The following is an 18340-nucleotide window of genomic DNA, read 5'->3' as shown; positions in this document are numbered from 1 at the left end:
GGCAAAAAATGCCAGACACCCTGCGCATTGACAACGAATCTGCCTGGGGTCGGGTGCGATATGGCATCTCCTGAATGGGAGGTATCCATAGAATTATTCCGTCTCAACGCAGCGGATCAACCCATGATTTTCAAACCCAAATTCATTAGCTTCGATTGCTACGGCACTCTCATCAACTTCGAGATGGGTACGACGGCAAAGGTACTGTTCAAGGACCGCGTGCCGGTCGACCGGATGCCAGCGTTCCTGGACAGTTTCCGGGCCTATCGCCTCGACGAGGTGCTCGGCGACTGGAAACCCTTTTACGACGTGTTGGAGAACTCCATCCAGCGAGCCTGCAAGGCGCATGGCATCGAATGCCTGGCCTCTGACGCGGTCGCTCTGTACGCTGCGGTGTCGACCTTTCAGCCGCACCCTAACGTGGTGGAGGTGCTGGAAGCTATCGCGCCGCACGTGCCGCTGGTGATTTTGTCGAATTCGATGGTCGACCTCATCCCCCACAGCGTTGCGCACCTCAAGGCTCATTTTCACGCTGTCTACACTGCAGAAGAAGCGCGCGCCTACAAACCGCGCATGCAGACCTTCGAGTACATGTTCGACCAGCTCGGCTGCGGACCCGAACAGATGATGCATGTCTCGTCGAGCTTTCGGTACGACCTGATGACGGCGTCTGACTTGGGCTTCATGGCCAAGGCCTTCATCGACCGCGGTCACGAGCCCACGTCAACCAACTACGGGGTGAACCGCGTGACCGACGTTCGTCAGCTTCCCGCGCTGCTAGGCCTCTGATGTTCAGCTCCGACGCACACCGTGGGCAGCCCGAGGCTGTGCCGCCGCAAAGCCCAAACGAGGCTGCGGAGCTGAGCACTGCGGCGCCCAACCTGGCGCCGGCCGAGGTGCAGGCACTGGTGGCACGCCTCTACGGCATCGACGGCAGCACCATCGAGCCGTTGGCTGGCGAGCGTGACCAGAACTGTGCCGTAGAGACGGCCGATGGCACTCGCTACGTGTTCAAGATCAGTAACCCCAGCGAGCCGGTGCCGCTGGTCGATTTTCAGGTTGCCGCCCTTGAGCACATCGCCCGCACGTCGCCCAGGCAGCCCGTTCCCCGCGTGGTGCGCACGGTGGATGGCCGAACGCGTGACACTGTGGTGCTCGCCGATGGCGCCCGCACTTCGGTGCGCATGCTGACTTACCTGGAAGGCACCCAGATCAGGAATACGCCGCGCACCGCTGCGCAGCGCATGGCGATGGGCCGAGGTATGGCCGAACTGAACCTCGCCCTGCAAGGCTTCACGCACCCCGCAGCTGCGCACGACCTGCTGTGGAACGTGTCTGCCGCGCATCAGCTCAAGGTGCAGTTGCACAGCCTTACCGAAGGGCCACGGCGCACGCTTGCGCAGTCGTTCATGACACGCTTTACGGAGCATGTGCTGCCCCGCCTGGGTTCGCTGCGAGCGCAGGTGATCCACAACGATTACCACCTCTACAACGTATTGGTTGCGCCCGAGGACCAGGCGCGCATCACCGGCATCATCGATTTCGGCGACATGCTCCATGCGCCACTGGTCGGCGAGGTGGCCACAGCGGCCGCCTTCCACATGACCGGTAACGCCGATCCGTTCGAGGGGCCGGCGCAGTTCGTCGGTGCCTACCAGGCCGTGCTGCCGCTGACAGCGGCGGAGCAGGACATCGTCGCTGACCTCATGGCCACGCGCCACCTCATCACAGCCCTGATCTCGGAATGGCGCGCCTTGCGCTACCCCGAAAACCGGGCATATATCATGCGCCACAACCCTGCAGCCTGGGAGGCGCTGTCGCAGATGGCGGACCTCTCACGCCACGAAGCGCGCGACCGCTTGCTGACTCCCACACACCAAGGAACTGCCACATGAAAACCATCGCCGACTTCAACATGGTCAACGCCTACATTCCCGGGCGCGCCAAGGTCGAGCCCGCCACAGAGGCCATGATTGCGCGGCGCAATGCGCTGCTTGGCCCGGCCTACCGGCTAATGTACGAACACCCGTTGCACATCGTGCGCGGCGAAGGCGCGTGGCTGATCGACCCCGAAGGCCGTCGCTATCTGGATGCCTACAACAACGTCACTTCGCTCGGGCATTGCCACCCTGCGGTGGCCGAAGCCATCTGTCGCCAGGTGCAGACGCTCGCGACCAATACACGCTACCTGCATGACACCATCCTCCAGTTGGCCGAGCGCCTGCTTGCCAGTGTGCCCGGTACCGGCCTGGCCCACCTGATGCTAACCTGCACCGGCAGCGAGGCTAACGACCTGGCCTATCGCATCGCCAAGGTGCGCACGGGGGGCACGGGAGTGATCGTCACCGACACCGCCTACCACGGCATCACTGACGCCGTGTCGCAGTTCTCGCCGTCGCTGGGCGTGACGGTGGATCTGGGCCCACACGTTCGGTTGGTGCCTGCGCCCCGCCTGTACCACGCCGAGGGCGCAGACCTTGGCGAGCGCTTCACGCGTGACGTCGAAGCGGCCATCGCGGACCTGCAGCGCCACGGCATCAAGCCGGCGGCCCTGATCGTTGATTCGCTTTTCACCAGCGACGGCATCCTGCCCGAGCCTGCAGGATTCCTGAAAGGAGCCGTCGAGGCCATCAAGCGCACTGGCGGCCTATTCATCGCCGACGAGGTGCAACCCGGCTTTGGTCGTACCGGCGGGCACATGTGGGGCTTCCAGCGCCACGGCCTCGTTCCCGACATTGTCACGCTGGGCAAACCGATGGGCAACGGCCAGCCCATCGCCGGACTGCTCGCGACCGCCGACGCCTTGGCGGAGTTCGGCGAGTACTCGCGGTATTTCAATACCTTTGCCGGCAACACTGTCTCATGTGCAGCGGCGCTGGCGGTGCTGGAGACCATCGAACGGGAACAGCTGATGCCCCACGCCGCCAAGGTCGGCAAGAAGCTGCTCGATGGCATCGCCGGGCTCGCTGCAAAGCACGATGCCATTGGCGATGTGCGGGGGGCAGGGCTCTTCGTAGGTGTCGAACTTGTATCGAACCGCACGACGCGGGCGGCGGACCGCAGCTTAGCCAGCCGGGTGGTCAACCTGATGCGCGACAAAGGCGTGCTGCTCAGCGCCTGCGCCCAAGGTCACAACGTACTCAAGATTCGTCCGCCACTCGTGTTGTCGGAGGAGCAAGCCGCCATCGTGATCGATGTACTGGACCAATCGTTGGCCCAGGCGCAAATCACAGCGCCCAAGTCGACTTGACGGTACGATGGCGCCATGAGTTCCGTGGTTTCGTTTGACCGGTTTGACCTCAAGATACTGGTGCATCTTCAGCGCGAAGGGCGCTGCTCGAACGTGGACCTCGCAAATCACGTGGGCCTCAGTCCCAGCCCATGCTTGCTGCGCACCAAGCGGATGCAAGAGGTTGGACTTATTCGCAGCTACGGCGCCGACATCGCACTGGAAAAACTGGGTGAGCACGTTGTTGTGTTCTCCGAGGTCACCATCAACAGTCATACTCCCCATGACTTTCGCAAGTTCGAGGAGGCTGTCGGGAAGTACCAGGAGATTGCCGAGTGCTACAACGTCAGCGGCGGCTATGACTACCTGTTGAAGATCGTGGCGCCGGGCATCGGCTATTTCCAGGCGCTGATGGACAAGATGTTGGCAGAGGAAATTGGCATCGAACGTTTCGCCAGCCGGATCGTCCTGCGTCAGCCGCTGAACCGACGTGAATACCCTCTGAGCATCATCGCGACCCGCAAGCGCTGGGAGTAATGCTCGTTGGGAACGAGACTTCCGCTGACTGCTCCTCGCCCTCGCGTACTCGATTGAGAGACCGAATGAGAAGCACCGGATCCCGATACAGCCAGAATCTGCACCAAGGTCTGTCATGTATTAGGGCTGGGGATGGCGCATGGTCAGGGGGTTGTCCGTTGGCAATGGTACGGACGAGCTTGGAGGCGCCGGCGCTGCACCGTCGCAAATCGTCGATCGTTTGCTAATGCTACTCAATCACCGGCGAAGGCCTCGGCGAGCTGACAAAGGTCCCAGTTTCCCCCTGTCAGAACCACGCAGACTTTTTCGTCCGGTCTGACTTTCACATTGCCGGCGAGCAGGGCGCCGATGCCGATGGAGGCCGCCGGTTCTGCGGTCAGCTTCGCCTCCTTGGCCAGCGCACGCATGTGCGTGGGGGCTCGGGTCGTGAACTCTTCAGTTCACGCGAAAGAAAAATGCTATTTGTAGATATCGGCCAAGTCGCACAGGTCCCAGTTTCCACCGCTCAGCACCAAGCAGACTTTTTCGTCGGACCTGAGCTTCACGCTGCCAGCCAGCAGGGCGCCAAGGCCGATGGAGGCCGCCGGTTCCGCGATCAGCTTCGCATCCTTGGCCAGCGCGCGCATGCCCGCGATGATGTGTTCGTCCTCCACCAGAACGATCTCATCCACGTACTTCTCAATGATGGGATAGGGGTTCTGCCCCGGCACGCTGATTCGCACCCCATCGGCAATGGTATTTTTCAGGGGAAGCGACGTGCGCTGCTGGTTGATGCGGCTTTGGTAGTACTTGGGCGTCAAGGCGGGCTCCGCGCCGATGACCCGCACCGACGGCTTCGTTTCCTTGATGGCGGTGGCAATGCCCGAGATCAGGCCCCCGCCGCCCAGGGGAACGATGACGGTGTCCACCCCCTCCAGATCCTCCAGGATCTCGCATCCGATGGTCCCTTGGCCGGCCATGACCAGCGGGTCTTCGAAACCGTGAACCGCCGTGTAATTGTTCTCTGCGGCGATCTCGCACACCTTTTTCCATCGGGCGGCGGTGTCGCCGTCGAAAAGAATCACCTCCGCCCCCAGGGCTTGGGTGTTCTCGATCTTGATCCTGGGTGTCGTCACCGGAACGACGATGGTCGCCTTGACACCCAGCATCCTGGCGGCATAGGCAATCCCCTGGGCGTGGTTGCCCGAAGAGGTCGCAATGAGACCGCTGCCGATTTCTTCTTTGGAGAGAGACAGTGCCTTGTTCAGAGCGCCTCGGATCTTGAAGGCGCCCGTGACTTGCAGGGTTTCAGGCTTCAGATAAAGCTGGCAACCCACGGTCTTCTCGATTTTTTCCGCACGCAATATCGGCGTGCGCTTAATGTGGGGCTTCAGCCGCTCGCGGGCCTGGTGGATGTCCTGGAGGGTGGGATGTTCGAGCAGGGGAATCATGATGGAATGAACTCAAAGGCCGTGCCGACCTGGCCGGCGATGGCATTGCGGTAGATGCGTGCTGCGGTGGTGTTGTCCTGGATGGCCATGCCGGTGGAGTCAAAGATCGTGATCTCGTTGTCGGTCTCGCGCCCCGGCTTCTTGCCCAGCAGGATTTCCCCTAGCTCCGCGTGAATGTCTTCGCGGCGGATGATTTGCCGGTTCAGCGGGTGCCAGGTTTCCCCCTTTTCGACGCACTGCACGATCGAGTCGTTGACGATCTTGGCGCCCCTGAAAATCTCGGGCTCAAATTCCTGCTTGCCATAGGTGTCGGTGCCGATGGCGACGATGTGCGTCCCCGGCTGCACCCAGGCCGCCTCCACCAGCGAGCCTTTGCCGCGTGTGGTGGTTACGATGATGTCGGCCTGCTCCACCGCCGCCTGCTTGGAGCGTGCCGCCACCACAGGGATGCCGAACTCGCGTTCGATGTCGACCTGGTACTGGGCCAGGGTCTCGGGGTGGTGGTCCCAGGCATGGATGGTCTCAATCTGCATCACCTCGCGGATCGCGCGGATCTGCATCCGCGCCTGGTTGCCGGTGCCGATGGAAGCGACGGTCTTTGCGTTCTTTCGGGCGAGCGCCTTGACCGACACCGCACCGGCCGCCCCGGTGCGCAGGCCGGTGAGCAGGCTGCCATCCATTGCGCAGATGAGCGCGCAGGTCCGCGCGTCAAACAGCAGGACCGTGCCCATGCCGCTGGGAACTCCATACTCCGTGGGGTTGTTCGGGAATCCGCCGGACGAGGCCTTCATCGAGATGATCTCGTTGGCTTCGCAGTGGCTGAGCTTGAAGTCGATCTCGCCCCGGGGCGGGGGCAGGTGGATGCAGGTGTAGGGCGGTTGCGTCACCTGGCCGCTGTTGAAGGCCTTGTAGGCCTCCTCCACCGTCTCGATGACTTCTCTCATGTGGATCAGGCGACCCACGTCTTCTTTGTTGAGCAGTAGTGTTTTCATGGGGGTTTTCTTCTGATGGTTGTTTGGGATGGGCTGGGCCTCAGTAGCCCCGCGCCCGGTCCACCAGCCCGATCATCGGCAGGCCTTGCCGGTAGCGGCGCAGGTTGTCGATCACGGCATCAACCGCAGTTTCGGGCTGCGTCATGCTGGCGATATGCGGTGTGAGCACCACCTTGGGATGGCTCCAGAAAGGGTGCTCCGGTGGCAGTGGTTCCGGGTCACACACGTCCAGCACGGCACTGGAAAGCTGTCCGGCATCCAGCGCCCGCAACAGATCGTCCTGTACCAGGTGGCCGCCTCGTCCCACGTTGATCACGGTGGCGCCGTGTGGCAACTGGTCGAAGAGCCGCTTGCGGAGGATGCCCCGCGTGCTGTCGGTCAGTGGCAGCAGGCAGATCAGAATCTCGGTGCGTGCCAGCAGTGCCTGCAGGCCGGCGGGTCCGTGGTGGCATTCCACGTCGTAGATCTGTTGCGGCGATCGACTCCAGCCCGCGCACGAAAAACCGAAGGCATGCAGGCGGTCCAATACGGCGCGGCCCAGGTTGCCCAGGCCCAGCACGCCCACGCGGCGCGACGATGCCGGGCGCACGGGATGCGCCTGCCAGGTGCCGGCGCGCTGCTGGTCCTGGTAGGTGCGCCAGTCGCGGTGTTGGGACAGCACGGCCAGCGTCACGTACTCGACCATGCCCTGGACAATGCCGGACTCAACCATGCGCACCACCGGCAGTGTGGGCGGGATGGCGGCAAAGTCGAACTGGTCGGTGCCGGCGCCGGTGGAGAACAGGATTTCCAGGTTGGGGAACTGCGTGGTCAGGTCCAGCGGTGGCTGCCACGTGGCCAGAATACGCACCTCCTTTGGGTTCCCGATATCGGGCCAGATCCGAAACGGCAACTCCGGCATCTCGCGGGCCAGGAGTTTTTTCCATGTCGCGCCTCTGTTCGGATCGGCTTTATAGAGAAATGTCATGTGAGCCTGCGATGGCACTGAAAACAATTGGCCCTGCTTATTTGGGCCGGTAAATGACGTACACCTTTGCGACGTCTTCGCGGCTGTCCCAGGTGCAACTTGCACCTTGTTCGACGAGGAAGATGGCGCCTTTCGAAAAGGTGGCGCCGCGCCCGGTTTCATCTACGAAGTCCACGCTGCCTTTGAGCAGGTACATCAGTTCATAGTGGCGGTAGAACAGGGGCCGGCGCGCATAGGGCGTGGAATCCCAGGTGCCGCACATGAACTCGCCGTCTGCGGACAGGTAGTCGGTGAAGTTGCGGCAGGAAGGCGAGGGCGTGGTCAGCAGGTCCACGGGCGGCGTGCCCGAAGGCTTGAGTTCGGGCGATTGCTGGATGGGCACGATGACGCCACTGCCCGGCTGGCTGAGGTTGTAGCGCGTGAAGATGAGCGATACCGGAGTCGATGCCAACCAGGTGAACGCCGCCCCGCGTGGGATCACGGCGCTCTGGCCCGGCTCCAGGGTCAGGGGGAGGTCCTGCTTCTCGCCTTGTTGCGCCAGGGTCAGGCGGCCTTCATGGACGAGGATGAATTCATCGGCCGGCAGGGCTTGCACTTCGCCACTGCCGGCGTCGAGCGTGATGACGCCCGCCGTCACCGGGCCCGGCGTCCAGTCCAGCGCGTGGCGGTGGGCAAGAAAAGGATCGTCTCCCGCGGAAGACGCCACGGCAACGCCCTGGCGGGGGTCGCGTGCAAATGCGCGCAGGTCGATGAAGGAAGGCGCAGAGGCTGGATGGGCCGCACGGGCCAAGGCAGGCTGCAGGTTGGACATGCTGGTTTTCAATGGAAGGAGGAAGAAGGAGCGATGTCGCCGGCGAGTGCGGCGGCCATCTCCCCGTCGATCAAGATGCGCACGCGGGCGCGGGCCTGCTCTGCCAGACGGACAAATCGTTGGCTCATGTCTTGTCTCATGTTGCTTGTCGTTGTTCGGGCAGGTTGCTGGAATCAGCGGGCCTTCAGCACAGCGCCTGCGTCACGATGGCGAACAACCGGGGCGCGCCGACGGGGTGCTGAAGCGGTGCGCCGCGTACCATCGTGGTGGGGGCCTCCACGCGCAGCAGGCCAATGCCCTCCAGCCACTCGGTCAGCCCAGAGTCGAAGTCGATATCGATGCGGGTGAAGCGCCCGGCGTTCATGCCGGCCAGGTGGGCGATCAGCGCCTTGGCGCTTTCAGGGTCGGGTGCAACCACGGGACCGATGGCGTGGCCGCGGCCAAACCGGCGCAGGATAGCAAAGCCCTTTGGAGTGCCGTCGTGGTCCAGCACCACGCAGGCATCGGCCTGGGCGAGCAGATCGTCGATGAGTGCGGGCCGTGGCATGCCGCGCGCGTCTTCATCCAGCCGGTACAGGACGGCGGCTTCGTTCAGTCCGGCGGGGCGCAGGCGCCAGCCGGCAGGCAGAGCGATCAGCGGGGTGGGTTGCGCCATGCCCTGGTGCTGGCGGATTTCGCCGGTGCGCACAAAACCCAGCCGCTCGTAAAGGCCACGGCCCTCGGCCGTGGCCTGCAGCAGTAAGGTGCGGTCGTCCATGCCGTCCAGCAGCGCGCTCATCAGCCGGTGGCCGATTCGCCGGCCCTGGCACGCGGGCGACACGATCACGAGGCCGATGGTGGCGTGGTGGTCGCCCCAGAGCCAGCGCTGCGCCGTAGCCACAACCTTGCCGTCACGCTCGGCCACCAGGCCTTCGCTGTGTGCGAATACCTGCTCCCAGTCCACCGGGCGGTGGGGCCAGCGCTGCTCGGCCGACAGGGCGTACGCCTGGAGCAGGTCGTCGGCGGTCATGGGGCGCAGCACCACTCCGTCATCGGCGACGGACGAGAGCGAGACACCGGGCTTCAACGACATGGAAAGCACCTCACGGCAATGGAAATTGGTGCCTATCATGGACGACATCGCGGCGTTGCACCAGTGCCGAATTGGGGTTTGCCCGCAACTTGCAAGCATCGTCTGCGGGGCTTTGCGGATTTGCAATTTACTGCGGCCTGAGGAGCTTTTACGGACACAAATGCCGGGCCTTGGTGCCTAGCATCAACCATCCTTTTCCACCTCCCGCCCAGACCCCTGCGGGCGATCCTTTGCCATGCTACTTTTCGACCCCCAATCCATTGCGGCACCATCCGGCCATTACATCGGCGGCCAGTTGGTTTCCGCCGCAGCGCGTCGCACGGTGCTGCGCCCCTCCGACGGGCAGGTGCATGGTGAATTGCCCGTGGCCGACGCAACCACCGTGGCTGCCGCGGTGCAGGATGCGTGGCGCGCCTGGTGCACGTCCGACTGGGCGCGCTGCGCACCCCGCGAGCGTGCCCGTGTGCTGCGCCGCTGCGCTGATCTGATTGAGGTCGACGCGCCGCAGATGGCGCCGCTGGAGGCTGTGTGCTCCACCCGGCCCGTGCGAGACGCCACCGGGATCTGTTGCGGTAAGCGTCAGCGGCAATGTGCCCCATGCCCGATTTCCGCCAAAGTCTGATCAGCAGCACGCTGCGAAAAGTCCTGAAGCGACTGCATTACCCGCTTGATGTGATGCTGACCTGCGTGCGCTGGTATGTGGCCTACCCGCTGAGCCTGCGCCACATTGAGGAGATGATGCAGGAACGCGGTGTGGTCGTTGATCACGTCACAGTTCATCGCTGGGCGATCAAGATCCTGCCGGTGCTGGCCGGCGTGTTACGTCGGCGCAAAAGGCCCGTGGGCCCAAGCTGGCGCATGGATGAGACCTACATCAAGATTTCGGGCGAATGGAAATACCTGTACCGTGCGGTCGACAAAGTTGGCGACACGGTAGATTTTTTGCTCACTGCCAAGCGAGATCTTGCGGCGGCTCGGCGTTTTCTGGAACGCGCGATTGGCCTTCACGATGTCCCAGAGACGATCACCATCGACAAAAGCGGCGCCAACACGGCGGCTATAGAGAGGAGAGCGTCAAGGCCGACGCCTGCGTCGACATCTTGATGAGCCAGAGCAAATATCTCAACAACATCGTCGAACAGGACCACCGGGCCATCAAGCGGATCACCCGACCGATGTTGGGCTTGAAGTCGTTTTTGAGCGCCAGGATCCTCATCGCCGGAATCGAGACCATGCACATGATCAAGAAGGGGCAGTTGGACTGCCCCGGCGGCCAAGCCATGTCGGCAGCCAACCAGTTCTACAGTCTTGCAGCTTGATCAACAGGCCGGCAGCGCAACCCTTTTCGGCTCTTCGCCCCGGTGCCACTTGGGACGCGCAAACCACGCTTTCACCCATCATCTCTGCGCCGCAGGCCGCGCGCATCCTCGACATAGTGGAGCGGGCGCGCACTGCGGGCGCCCAGGTGCGCTGCGGTGGTGGCCTGTTCGAAGGGGGCCCGGGTGGCGCCTACTTCCAGCCCACGCTGCTGCGAGGCGTGTTGGCCGACAACCCGGCAGTGCAGGAAGACACCTTCGACACGGAAGACGAAGGCCTGGCGCTGGCGGCACACGCCCACTGCGGTTTGGCTGCGGGCGTGCACACGGCGGACATAGGTCGGGCACTGCGCTGCATGCGCGGCATATCTGCCGGCACGGTGTGGATCAACCGCTATGGGTGCAGCGCGGACTTCGTCATACCCACTGGCGGCTACCACCAATCGGGGCATTGGCAAGGATTTGGGAGGCCAGACGGTGGAAGCCAATCTGGGTTTCAAAAGCGTGCTGGTCGATTTTTCTGCCGCACATTAAGGGTGCGGTTTTGCACCCACGATGGGCATGCCACACGACGTGCTAAATGTACCCATGCAATGCGCAACTTTATCGCTTGCAAGGGGCCCATTTCCCAATACGTTTCGCGTTATTACGTGTTCCAATTTCTTCGACATCACTTGTCGCAAACAGTAATTTAGAGATGCGACCCGCGACAGTCGGCAACCGAACCTCAAAGGAACAAAGACCATGACTTTCCGTCCCAAGTATGTGACTTTCGACTGCTACGGCACGCTCACCCGCTTCCGCATGGGTGAGATGACCCGCGAACTGTTTGCCGACCGCATTCGGCCCGAGCAGATGGAGCAGTTCATCGCCGACTTCTCGGCCTATCGCTTCGACGAAGTGCTGGGTGACTGGCAGCCGTATGACGTGGTGCTGAAGAACGCCGTGCGCCGCCTGTGCAAGAAGTGGAAGATCCAGTACTTCGACACCGACGGTCAGGCGTACTACAACGCCGTGCCCACGTGGGATCCGCACGCAGACGTGCCGGCCGGTCTGGCCAAGGTGGCCAAGGAGATCCCGTTGGTCATTCTGTCCAATGCCGACGACGCACAGATCCAGAAGAACGTGGCCATGTTGGGTGCGCCGTTCCACCGCGTGTACACCGCACAACAGGCCCAGGCCTACAAGCCGCGCCTCAAGGCTTTTGAGTACATGTTTGACTGCCTTGGCTGCAACCCCGAGGACGTGCTGCATGTGTCCTCCAGCCTACGCTACGACCTCATGTCGGCCGACGACCTCGGCATCAAGCACAAGGTATTCGTGAACCGCGGCCATGGCCCGGGCAACCCCGCCTACGGCTACACCGAAATCAAGGACATCGGCGGTCTGCCCGGCGTCGTCGGCCTCTGATCCGATCCACCCACCGCACCCCACGCATCGCCATGAAGCTCGACTCCTACTGGAACGACTCGGTGCCCCCGCTGGCCCTGGCCGCGCACGACCTGCCGCAGCAGGTGGACGTGGCCGTCGTCGGCGGTGGATTCACGGGTCTGTCGGCCGCCCTGGCCCTGGCCCGGCGCGGTGCCCGCGTGGCGGTGCTGGAGGCCGGCGAGACCGTGGCGCCCGAAGCATCGGGTCGCAACGGTGGGCACGTGAATAACGGCCTGGCGGTGGACTATGCCGAGGTGGCCGCCAAGGTCGGCATCGACCGTGCCCGCAGCTGGTACCGCGCCTACGATGACGCCGTCGACACCGTGGAGCGCATCGTGCGCACCGAAGGCATCGACTGCGACTTCCTGCGCAACGGCAAGCTCAAGCTGGCCACCAAGGCCTATCAGATGGAGGCCCTGCAGCGCAGCGTGGAACGGCTGATCGCCGACGACGTGGATACCGACGTGGAGATCGTTGGCGCGAGCCGCGTGCACAGCGAGGTGCAGAGTGAGCGTTTCGTCGGCGGCATGCTCTACAAGCGCAGCGCGCAGATGCACATGGGCCGTTTTGCCCAAGGCCTGGCGCAGGCCGCGCAGCGCCAGGGCGCGCAGATACACACCGGCACCAGCGTGCAGCGCATGGAGCGGGTGAACGGACACGCACACCGCCTGCACACGGCGCGTGGCATGGTTCAGGCACAGCAGGTGCTGCTCGCCACGGGGGCTTCGCGCCACGGCGGGTACGGCAGCTTTGGCTGGTTGCGCCGGCGCATCGTGCCCATCGGCAGCTTCATCGTGGTGACCGAGCCTCTGGGGGCCGAGCGGGCAAAAGCCTTGCTGGCCCATCGCCGCACCTACACCACCATCGCCAACATCCACCACTACTTCCGCCTCACCGAAGACCACCGGTTGGTGTTTGGTGGGCGTGCGCGCTTCGCCATTTCCAGCCCCACGTCCGATGCGGCGAGCGGCGAAGTGCTGCGTGAAGGCCTGGCGGCCACATTCCCACAACTGGGCCGCGTCCGGCTGGACTACTGCTGGGGCGGGCTGGTGGACGTGACGCAGGACCGCTTGCCCCATGCGGGCGAACGCGACGGCCTGTTCTATTCCATGGGCTACAGCGGCCATGGCACGCAGATGTCGGTGCACATGGGCCAGCGAATGGCCGATGTGATGGCGGGCGATGCCAGTGCCAACCCCTGGAAGGACCGCAACTGGCCTGCCATTCCAGGCCACTTCGGGCCACCTTGGTTCTTGCCCGCTGTGGGCTTGTACTTCCGGCTCAAGGACCGTCTGGCCTGAAGGCGCGAACGCCTTCCCCGCCTGCCTTCCTTGATTTGCCATCTTTGTTTTTTTGACGACCCGCGATCCCTTTCATATTTATAACCAGGAGCACCACCATGAGCGATAGCCACAACCAGTTCCAGCAACTTGTCGGTCCCAGTGAGAGCCTTCATGTGATGGACTCGCTCAAGCGCGGTGCCACGCGCCGCGACGTACTTGCCATGCTCACAGCCGGCGGCATGCAGGCCACGCTGGCGGGCGGTTTGGCCGGCATGGCCGTGTCCGCCCATGCGCAGACGCCTCGCCGCGGCGGCCGCATCCGGGTGGCGGTCGCCACTGCCGCAGTATCTGACACGCTTGATCCGGCCAAGCAATCGAACCAGAATGATTATGTTCGCTGCAACATGGTCTATAACGGACTCACGTCGCTCGTCGACAAAAACCTCACGCCCCAGCCCGCGCTGGCAGAGTCGTTCACTACCACCGATGCCAAGACTTGGGTGTTCACGCTGCGCAAGGGCGTGAGCTTTCACGATGGCAAGGCGCTGTCGCCAGCCGACGTGGTCTTTTCCATCATGCGCCATAAGGATCCTGCCACGGCCTCCAAAGCCAAGGTGCTGGCCGACCAGATTGACGCCGTGAAGGTGAGCGGCCCGAATGAGGTGACCGTTGTCCTCGCCGCCCCGAACGCCGACCTGCCGGTGATCCTGGGGACGTATTACTTTCTCATCGTCAAAAATGGGACCACCGATTTCACCACCGGTATCGGCACCGGTCCCTTCAAGATCAAGGAGTTCAAGCCGGGCGTGCGCACCGTGGTGGTGCGCAACGACGGGTACTGGAAGCCAGGAAAGCCCTACCTGGATGAGATCGAACTCGTCGGTATTGGCGACACCAGTGCCCGTGTCAATGCGTTGCTGTCAGGCGGCATGGACCTCGTGGCCGCGGTCGATCCGCGCGCTGTGGCGCAAGTCCAGGCAACTCCCGGCTATGCGATCTTCCCCACGCAGTCGGGCCAGTACACAGACCTGATCATGCGCAAGGACATGGCGCCCGGTGCTAGTCCTGACTTCATTCTGGCCATGAAGTACCTGTTCGACCGCGAGCAGATGAAGAAGACGATTGCGCTGAATTACGCCGTATTGGGCAATGACCAGCCGATCGATCCAACAAACCGCTTTTACTTCAAGGACTTGCCCCAGCGTCCGTTCGATTTGGAAAAGGCCAAGTTCCACCTGCAAAAGTCGGGGGTGACGGGCAAAATCCCCGTGGTGGTGTCGCCCGCTGCGAAGTATTCCGTGGAGATCGCGCTGCTGCTGCAACAGTCGGCCCAGCGCATCGGGCTCGACCTTGACATCAAGCGCATGCCGGCCGATGGCTACTGGTCCAACCACTGGCTCAATAGTCCAGTGGGTTTTGGCAACGTCGACCCCCGCCCCAGTCCCGACACTATCCTCACGCAGTTCTTCAAGTCTGACGCTACATGGAATGAGTCGCGCTGGAAGAGTGCGCAGTTTGACCAGCTGCTGTTGTCCTCGCGTGCCGAGACCGATTTGCCCAAGCGCAAGCAGATGTACGCCGACATGCAGACCCTGATTCATAACGAGGCAGGCATTGGTATTCCGCTGTTCCTGGCCAGCATCGACGGGCATTCGACCAAGCTCAAGGGCCTGTCGCCCGTTCCACTGGGCACCATGATGGGGTACTCTTTCGCAGAGTACGTGTGGCTGGAATCCTGACCAGGGCCTGCCCGTTACATCCGAATGCATCACCATGAATCTCCTGATCCTCAAACTTTTGACCCGGCGCGTGCTGTGGGCGCTGCTCTCGCTGCTGGCGGTGTCATTGGTCGTCTTTTCGATCACTGCTGTGTTGCCCGGCGACGCCGCCCAGGAGCAGCTTGGCCAGGAGGCCACGCCCGAAGCTGTGGCGGCTCTGCGTAAGCAGATGGGTCTGGATGTACCGGCACCCACGCGCTACCTGCACTGGCTGGGGGGGATTGCCCGGGGCGATCTGGGCCAGTCGACCACCACGCAAATGCCTGTGCGTGAGTTGGTGGCCAGCCGCCTGCCCAACTCGCTGCTGCTGGCGCTGGTCACGACGCTGTTTTCGGTGCCGATCGCACTTTGTCTTGGCATTGCCTCCGCGGTGTGGAGCGGCTCGTGGTTCGACCGCTTTGCCTCCAGCGTATCTGTGGCCGTCGTGTCTGTGCCCGAGTTTCTGGTGGCCACGCTGGCCGTGCTGGTGTTTGCGGTGAAACTTCACTGGTTGCCCGCGTTATCGTATGTCAATCACGTTGAATCGGTGGGGCAGTTGTTGCGCGCCTTTGCGTTGCCGGTGCTGTGCCTGTGCTTCGGGGTTGTGGCGCAGATGATGCGCATGACCCGCGCGGCCGTGATTGACCAGTTGGAGGCGCCCTACATCGAGATGGTGCAGCTCAAGGGCGCCTCGCCCATGCGCATGGTGCTGGCGCATGCGCTGCCCAATGCGGTGGGTCCCATTGCGAATGCCGTGGCACTGTCCTTGTCGGGCCTGTTGGGCGGTGTGATCATCATTGAGATCATCTTCAACTACCCCGGCATCTCCAAGCTTATGGTGGATGCAGTCACGCAGCGTGACATGCCTCTGGTGCAAACCTGCGCCATGATTTTCTGCGCCGGATACCTAGTGCTGGTGACCGCAGCCGACGTGTGCGGCATTCTTGCAAACCCGCGCTTGCGTCACCGCTGATTTTCGAAGGAATTGAGCCATGGAGTCATACTCTCCCCCCAGCGGGGCCCCTGCAGATCCGACGGCGCAGCATGGGCCGGTGCGCCGCTGGTTTTCCCGTATGGGGTTCTCCGGCATTACCGGCTTGGTGATTCTCGTGTTCTGGCTCTTGGCTGCTTTGTTCGGACCATCGCTGTTGCCCGCGTATCTTGTGGACCAGCAAGCCTCTGAGGTGTATGGTGCCATCAGCCGTTCGCACTGGCTGGGTACGGACTACTTGGGCCGCGACATGCTGGTGCGGGTGATTTTGGGTGCCCGCTACACCGTGGGCGTTGCGCTGGTTGCCACATTGTTTGCCAGCGGCACTGGTACGGTACTCGCACTGCTCGCTGCATCGAGTGGCTACGTAATGGACGCTATTTTGAGCCGTGTGCTGGATACGCTTACCTCCATTCCCAGCAAGATGTTTGCCTTGGTACTGGTGGCTGGGTTCGGTTCCTCTGTGCCCATGCTGGTGTTCACGGCGGCGCTCATTTATGTGCCTGGTGCCTACCGCATTGGGCGTTCGCTCGCCGTTAATATCAATGCACTCGATTACGTGGTGGTAGCGCGCACGCGAGGCGAGGGCAAGCTCTATCTCATGCTGCAGGAAATATTGCCTAACATTCTCGGTCCCGTGCTGGCCGATTTGGGTCTGCGCTTCGTGTATGTGGTGCTGCTGCTGGCCAGCCTGAGTTTTCTGGGGCTGGGCATTCAGCCCCCGGCGGCAGACTGGGGATCGCTGGTGCGTGAAAATATTGGTGCGCTTCCGTATGCAGGGGCATCGTTAATTGCACCCGCCCTGGCGATTGCCACCCTCACTATTTCCGTCAATCTTTTGATTGACAACCTGCGAGGCCGTGCGGCCCGCGCACGCGGAGAACGCTGACATGGGTGCTTCTGTTCTGGTCAATGGCCTGCACATCACTGCGGGAGAGCAAATCCTGGTCGACCATCTGAGTTTTGCCATCGAGCCGGGCGAGGTGCTGGCGCTGATTGGGGAGTCGGGCTCAGGGAAAACCACCACGGCGCTAGCGCTCATGGGCTATGCGCGCCGAGGTTGCCGCATTGCAAGCGGCAGCGTGCGAATTGGTGACATCGATGTGCTGAACCTGTCGCCGGCCGGGCAGCGTGCCTTGCGTGGCCGCACCGTGTCCTATATTGCGCAAAGCGCCGCGGCATCCTTCGACCCCTCGCGCACCATCATGGACCAAGTGGTGGAGCCTACCCGAATCCACGGCACCATGACCCGCGCCGAAGCAGAGGCCACGGCCGTGCAGTTGTTTCACGAACTGGCCTTGCCTGACCCCGAGACCATTGGACAGCGTTATCCGCACCAGGTGTCGGGCGGGCAATTGCAGCGGCTTATGGCCGCCATGGCCTTGATTACTGACCCGGATCTCGTCATCCTGGACGAGCCGACGACCGCGCTGGACGTGACCACCCAGATTGAAGTGCTGCGCGCCTTTCGCCGCGTGGTGCGGGAGCGCCGCGCCACGGCGGTGTATGTGAGCCATGACCTGGCGGTGGTGGCTCAGATGGCTGACCACATTCTGGTGTTGCGCGGCGGGCAGATGCAGGAACTGAACCCCACTGCGCACATACTGGCCGCGCCAGACCACGATTACACCAGGAGCCTCCTGGCTGCTGCCTCTCCCGCGCCGCGTGCGCCCGAGCATTGCCACGGCGGGGGCGAGTTGCTGCTGGAGGTGCGCGAGCTGTCCGCTGGTTACGGCCCGGTGGGCGCCAAAGGCCAGCCTGCCGCGCTGATCTTGCAGGACATCAACTTCAAGCTCTACAGGGGGCAGTCCATTGGCGTGATTGGTGAATCAGGCTCTGGAAAAACCACACTTGCGCGGGTTATAGCGGGGCTGATTGCACCGTGCCAAGGGGCCATAGTATTCAAGGATCGCACACTCAAGCATGATTTGGATAGTCGCCGCAAGGAAGAACTGCAGCAGATCCAGATTGTCTTCCAGATGGCTGATACGGCGCTCAACCCTTCCCACACCATTGAGCGCATCCTGGCCCGGCCGCTGCAGTTTTACAAAGGGCTCAGGGGTGAAGCGTTGCAGCGACGCATTCGCGAGCTGCTGGACCTGGTGCGGCTGCCGCACAGCGTCGCCCGACGCTTGCCGGGGGGCCTGTCCGGCGGGCAAAAGCAGAGGGTTAACCTGGCCCGTGCGCTGGCAGCCGACCCGGACCTGATCCTGTGCGACGAGGTGACATCGGCCCTCGATACCGTGGTGGGCGCGGCGGTGCTGGACCTGATGGCGCAACTGCGGCGCGAGCTCGGCGTGTCATACCTGTTCATCAGCCACGACCTGCACACCGTGCGTTCGGTGTGCGACGAGATCATCGTTATGCAGTACGGCCGCAAGCTCGCCCAGGTGGCGCGCGCCGACTTCGAGCGCGGGCCGCACCATCCATATTACGAGTTGCTGGCGCGATCCGTGCCCGAGCTGCGCCAGGGCTGGCTGGACGAGATGGACCGCACTGCAGCACCTTCCACCTGAAAAGGACA

The 18340-nt window shown here is 62.9% G+C and carries 17 protein-coding genes and 2 pseudogenes; 13 read left to right on the top strand and 6 right to left on the bottom strand.

Annotation, left to right across the window (positions count from 1 at the left end; genetic code table 11):
- The first annotated feature begins 123 nt into the window (after positions 1-123).
- The 4 genes from B0E49_RS12015 to B0E49_RS12000 are packed head-to-tail and all read left to right on the top strand — an operon-like array spanning position 124 to position 3766.
- Entirely contained in the window at positions 124-789 is a 666-nt protein-coding gene (locus B0E49_RS12015; RefSeq protein WP_077562429.1) for a haloacid dehalogenase type II, read from the top strand.
- Complete coding sequence (locus B0E49_RS12010) at positions 789-1895, top strand: phosphotransferase (protein WP_144264541.1); 1107 nt, start codon at positions 789-791, stop codon at positions 1893-1895. Before B0E49_RS12015 ends, B0E49_RS12010 begins: the two co-directional genes overlap by 1 nt.
- Positions 1892-3250, top strand: coding sequence for an aspartate aminotransferase family protein (locus B0E49_RS12005; protein ID WP_077562428.1), 1359 nt, complete (start codon positions 1892-1894; stop codon positions 3248-3250). Before B0E49_RS12010 ends, B0E49_RS12005 begins: the two co-directional genes overlap by 4 nt.
- A gap of 15 nt (positions 3251-3265) precedes the next feature.
- Positions 3266-3766 (top strand): Lrp/AsnC family transcriptional regulator, encoded by a 501-nt coding sequence (locus B0E49_RS12000; RefSeq protein ID WP_077562427.1) that lies wholly within the window; start codon positions 3266-3268, stop codon positions 3764-3766.
- Between the two features lie 233 nt (positions 3767-3999).
- Here B0E49_RS12000 and B0E49_RS20215 read toward each other — a convergent pair whose 3' ends face one another.
- The 6 genes from B0E49_RS20215 to B0E49_RS11975 form a co-directional block, all read right to left on the bottom strand.
- Complete coding sequence (locus B0E49_RS20215; protein WP_217349241.1) at positions 4000-4173, bottom strand: hypothetical protein; 174 nt, start codon at positions 4171-4173, stop codon at positions 4000-4002.
- 51 nt (positions 4174-4224) lie between these two features.
- Entirely contained in the window at positions 4225-5196 is a 972-nt protein-coding gene (locus tag B0E49_RS11995) for a threonine/serine dehydratase family protein (protein ID WP_077562426.1), read from the bottom strand.
- Positions 5193-6188, bottom strand: coding sequence for an ornithine cyclodeaminase family protein (locus tag B0E49_RS11990; protein WP_077562425.1), 996 nt, complete (start codon positions 6186-6188; stop codon positions 5193-5195). Before B0E49_RS11990 ends, B0E49_RS11995 begins: the two co-directional genes overlap by 4 nt.
- 40 nt (positions 6189-6228) lie before the next feature.
- Positions 6229-7155: a 2-hydroxyacid dehydrogenase gene (locus B0E49_RS11985; RefSeq protein ID WP_077562424.1), complete on the bottom strand. Its 927-nt coding sequence runs from the start codon at positions 7153-7155 to the stop codon at positions 6229-6231.
- 37 nt (positions 7156-7192) lie between these two features.
- Entirely contained in the window at positions 7193-7966 is a 774-nt protein-coding gene (locus tag B0E49_RS11980; protein WP_077562423.1) for a cupin domain-containing protein, read from the bottom strand.
- A gap of 184 nt (positions 7967-8150) precedes the next feature.
- Positions 8151-9038: a GNAT family N-acetyltransferase gene (locus B0E49_RS11975; RefSeq protein WP_077562422.1), complete on the bottom strand. Its 888-nt coding sequence runs from the start codon at positions 9036-9038 to the stop codon at positions 8151-8153.
- 235 nt (positions 9039-9273) lie between these two features.
- On the opposite strand from B0E49_RS11975, the pseudogene B0E49_RS11970 reads away from it, so the two are divergent.
- The 9 genes and pseudogenes from B0E49_RS11970 to B0E49_RS11930 all read left to right on the top strand — a co-directional run.
- Positions 9274-9594 (top strand): annotated as a pseudogene (locus tag B0E49_RS11970) (aldehyde dehydrogenase family protein); the annotation flags it as partial.
- Between the two features lie 41 nt (positions 9595-9635).
- Positions 9636-10357, top strand: a protein-coding gene (locus B0E49_RS11965; protein ID WP_144264539.1) for an IS6 family transposase whose coding sequence is annotated in 2 segments (ribosomal slippage) — positions 9636-10133 and positions 10136-10357 — 720 coding nt in all. Because the reading frame shifts where the segments join, the coding sequence is not laid out codon by codon here.
- A 2-nt stretch (positions 10358-10359) separates the two neighbouring features.
- Positions 10360-10888: pseudogene (locus B0E49_RS11960) on the top strand (aldehyde dehydrogenase family protein); the annotation flags it as partial.
- 210 nt (positions 10889-11098) lie between these two features.
- Positions 11099-11764, top strand: a complete 666-nt coding sequence (locus B0E49_RS11955; RefSeq protein WP_077562421.1) for a haloacid dehalogenase type II — start codon at positions 11099-11101, stop codon at positions 11762-11764.
- A 32-nt stretch (positions 11765-11796) separates the two neighbouring features.
- Positions 11797-13086, top strand: a complete 1290-nt coding sequence (locus tag B0E49_RS11950) for an NAD(P)/FAD-dependent oxidoreductase (RefSeq protein WP_077562420.1) — start codon at positions 11797-11799, stop codon at positions 13084-13086.
- A 98-nt stretch (positions 13087-13184) separates the two neighbouring features.
- Complete coding sequence (locus tag B0E49_RS11945; RefSeq protein WP_077562419.1) at positions 13185-14807, top strand: ABC transporter substrate-binding protein; 1623 nt, start codon at positions 13185-13187, stop codon at positions 14805-14807.
- A gap of 34 nt (positions 14808-14841) precedes the next feature.
- Positions 14842-15798, top strand: coding sequence for an ABC transporter permease (locus B0E49_RS11940; RefSeq protein ID WP_077562418.1), 957 nt, complete (start codon positions 14842-14844; stop codon positions 15796-15798).
- A gap of 19 nt (positions 15799-15817) precedes the next feature.
- On the top strand, positions 15818-16705 hold the full coding sequence (locus B0E49_RS11935; RefSeq protein WP_077562417.1) for an ABC transporter permease: 888 nt from the start codon (positions 15818-15820) through the stop codon (positions 16703-16705).
- Position 16706: 1 nt separating this feature from the next.
- Positions 16707-18332, top strand: coding sequence for an ABC transporter ATP-binding protein (locus B0E49_RS11930; protein ID WP_077562416.1), 1626 nt, complete (start codon positions 16707-16709; stop codon positions 18330-18332).
- Positions 18333-18340: the final 8 nt, after the last annotated feature.

Source organism: Polaromonas sp. C04 (assembly GCF_002002705.1).
Classification (GTDB): domain Bacteria; phylum Pseudomonadota; class Gammaproteobacteria; order Burkholderiales; family Burkholderiaceae_C; genus Rhodoferax_A.
Note: the sequence above shows the minus strand (reverse complement) of the source record. Positions and strands in the feature narration are given on the sequence as shown.

What these genes read in the sequence shown, in the direction of transcription:
- B0E49_RS11990 (WP_077562425.1), bottom strand. Translation starts at nt 6,188, where the DNA reads ATGAAAACACTACTGCTCAACAAAGAAGACGTGGGTCGCCTGATCCAC.
- B0E49_RS11930 (WP_077562416.1), top strand. Translation starts at nt 16,707, where the DNA reads ATGGGTGCTTCTGTTCTGGTCAATGGCCTGCACATCACTGCGGGAGAG.
- B0E49_RS12005 (WP_077562428.1), top strand. Translation starts at nt 1,892, where the DNA reads ATGAAAACCATCGCCGACTTCAACATGGTCAACGCCTACATTCCCGGG.
- B0E49_RS11975 (WP_077562422.1), bottom strand. Translation starts at nt 9,038, where the DNA reads ATGTCGTTGAAGCCCGGTGTCTCGCTCTCGTCCGTCGCCGATGACGGA.
- B0E49_RS20215 (WP_217349241.1), bottom strand. Translation starts at nt 4,173, where the DNA reads ATGCGTGCGCTGGCCAAGGAGGCGAAGCTGACCGCAGAACCGGCGGCC.
- B0E49_RS11940 (WP_077562418.1), top strand. Translation starts at nt 14,842, where the DNA reads ATGAATCTCCTGATCCTCAAACTTTTGACCCGGCGCGTGCTGTGGGCG.
- B0E49_RS12010 (WP_144264541.1), top strand. Translation starts at nt 789, where the DNA reads ATGTTCAGCTCCGACGCACACCGTGGGCAGCCCGAGGCTGTGCCGCCG.
- B0E49_RS11950 (WP_077562420.1), top strand. Translation starts at nt 11,797, where the DNA reads ATGAAGCTCGACTCCTACTGGAACGACTCGGTGCCCCCGCTGGCCCTG.
- B0E49_RS11955 (WP_077562421.1), top strand. Translation starts at nt 11,099, where the DNA reads ATGACTTTCCGTCCCAAGTATGTGACTTTCGACTGCTACGGCACGCTC.
- B0E49_RS11985 (WP_077562424.1), bottom strand. Translation starts at nt 7,155, where the DNA reads ATGACATTTCTCTATAAAGCCGATCCGAACAGAGGCGCGACATGGAAA.
- B0E49_RS11945 (WP_077562419.1), top strand. Translation starts at nt 13,185, where the DNA reads ATGAGCGATAGCCACAACCAGTTCCAGCAACTTGTCGGTCCCAGTGAG.
- B0E49_RS12000 (WP_077562427.1), top strand. Translation starts at nt 3,266, where the DNA reads ATGAGTTCCGTGGTTTCGTTTGACCGGTTTGACCTCAAGATACTGGTG.
- B0E49_RS12015 (WP_077562429.1), top strand. Translation starts at nt 124, where the DNA reads ATGATTTTCAAACCCAAATTCATTAGCTTCGATTGCTACGGCACTCTC.
- B0E49_RS11980 (WP_077562423.1), bottom strand. Translation starts at nt 7,966, where the DNA reads ATGTCCAACCTGCAGCCTGCCTTGGCCCGTGCGGCCCATCCAGCCTCT.
- B0E49_RS11935 (WP_077562417.1), top strand. Translation starts at nt 15,818, where the DNA reads ATGGAGTCATACTCTCCCCCCAGCGGGGCCCCTGCAGATCCGACGGCG.
- B0E49_RS11995 (WP_077562426.1), bottom strand. Translation starts at nt 5,196, where the DNA reads ATGATTCCCCTGCTCGAACATCCCACCCTCCAGGACATCCACCAGGCC.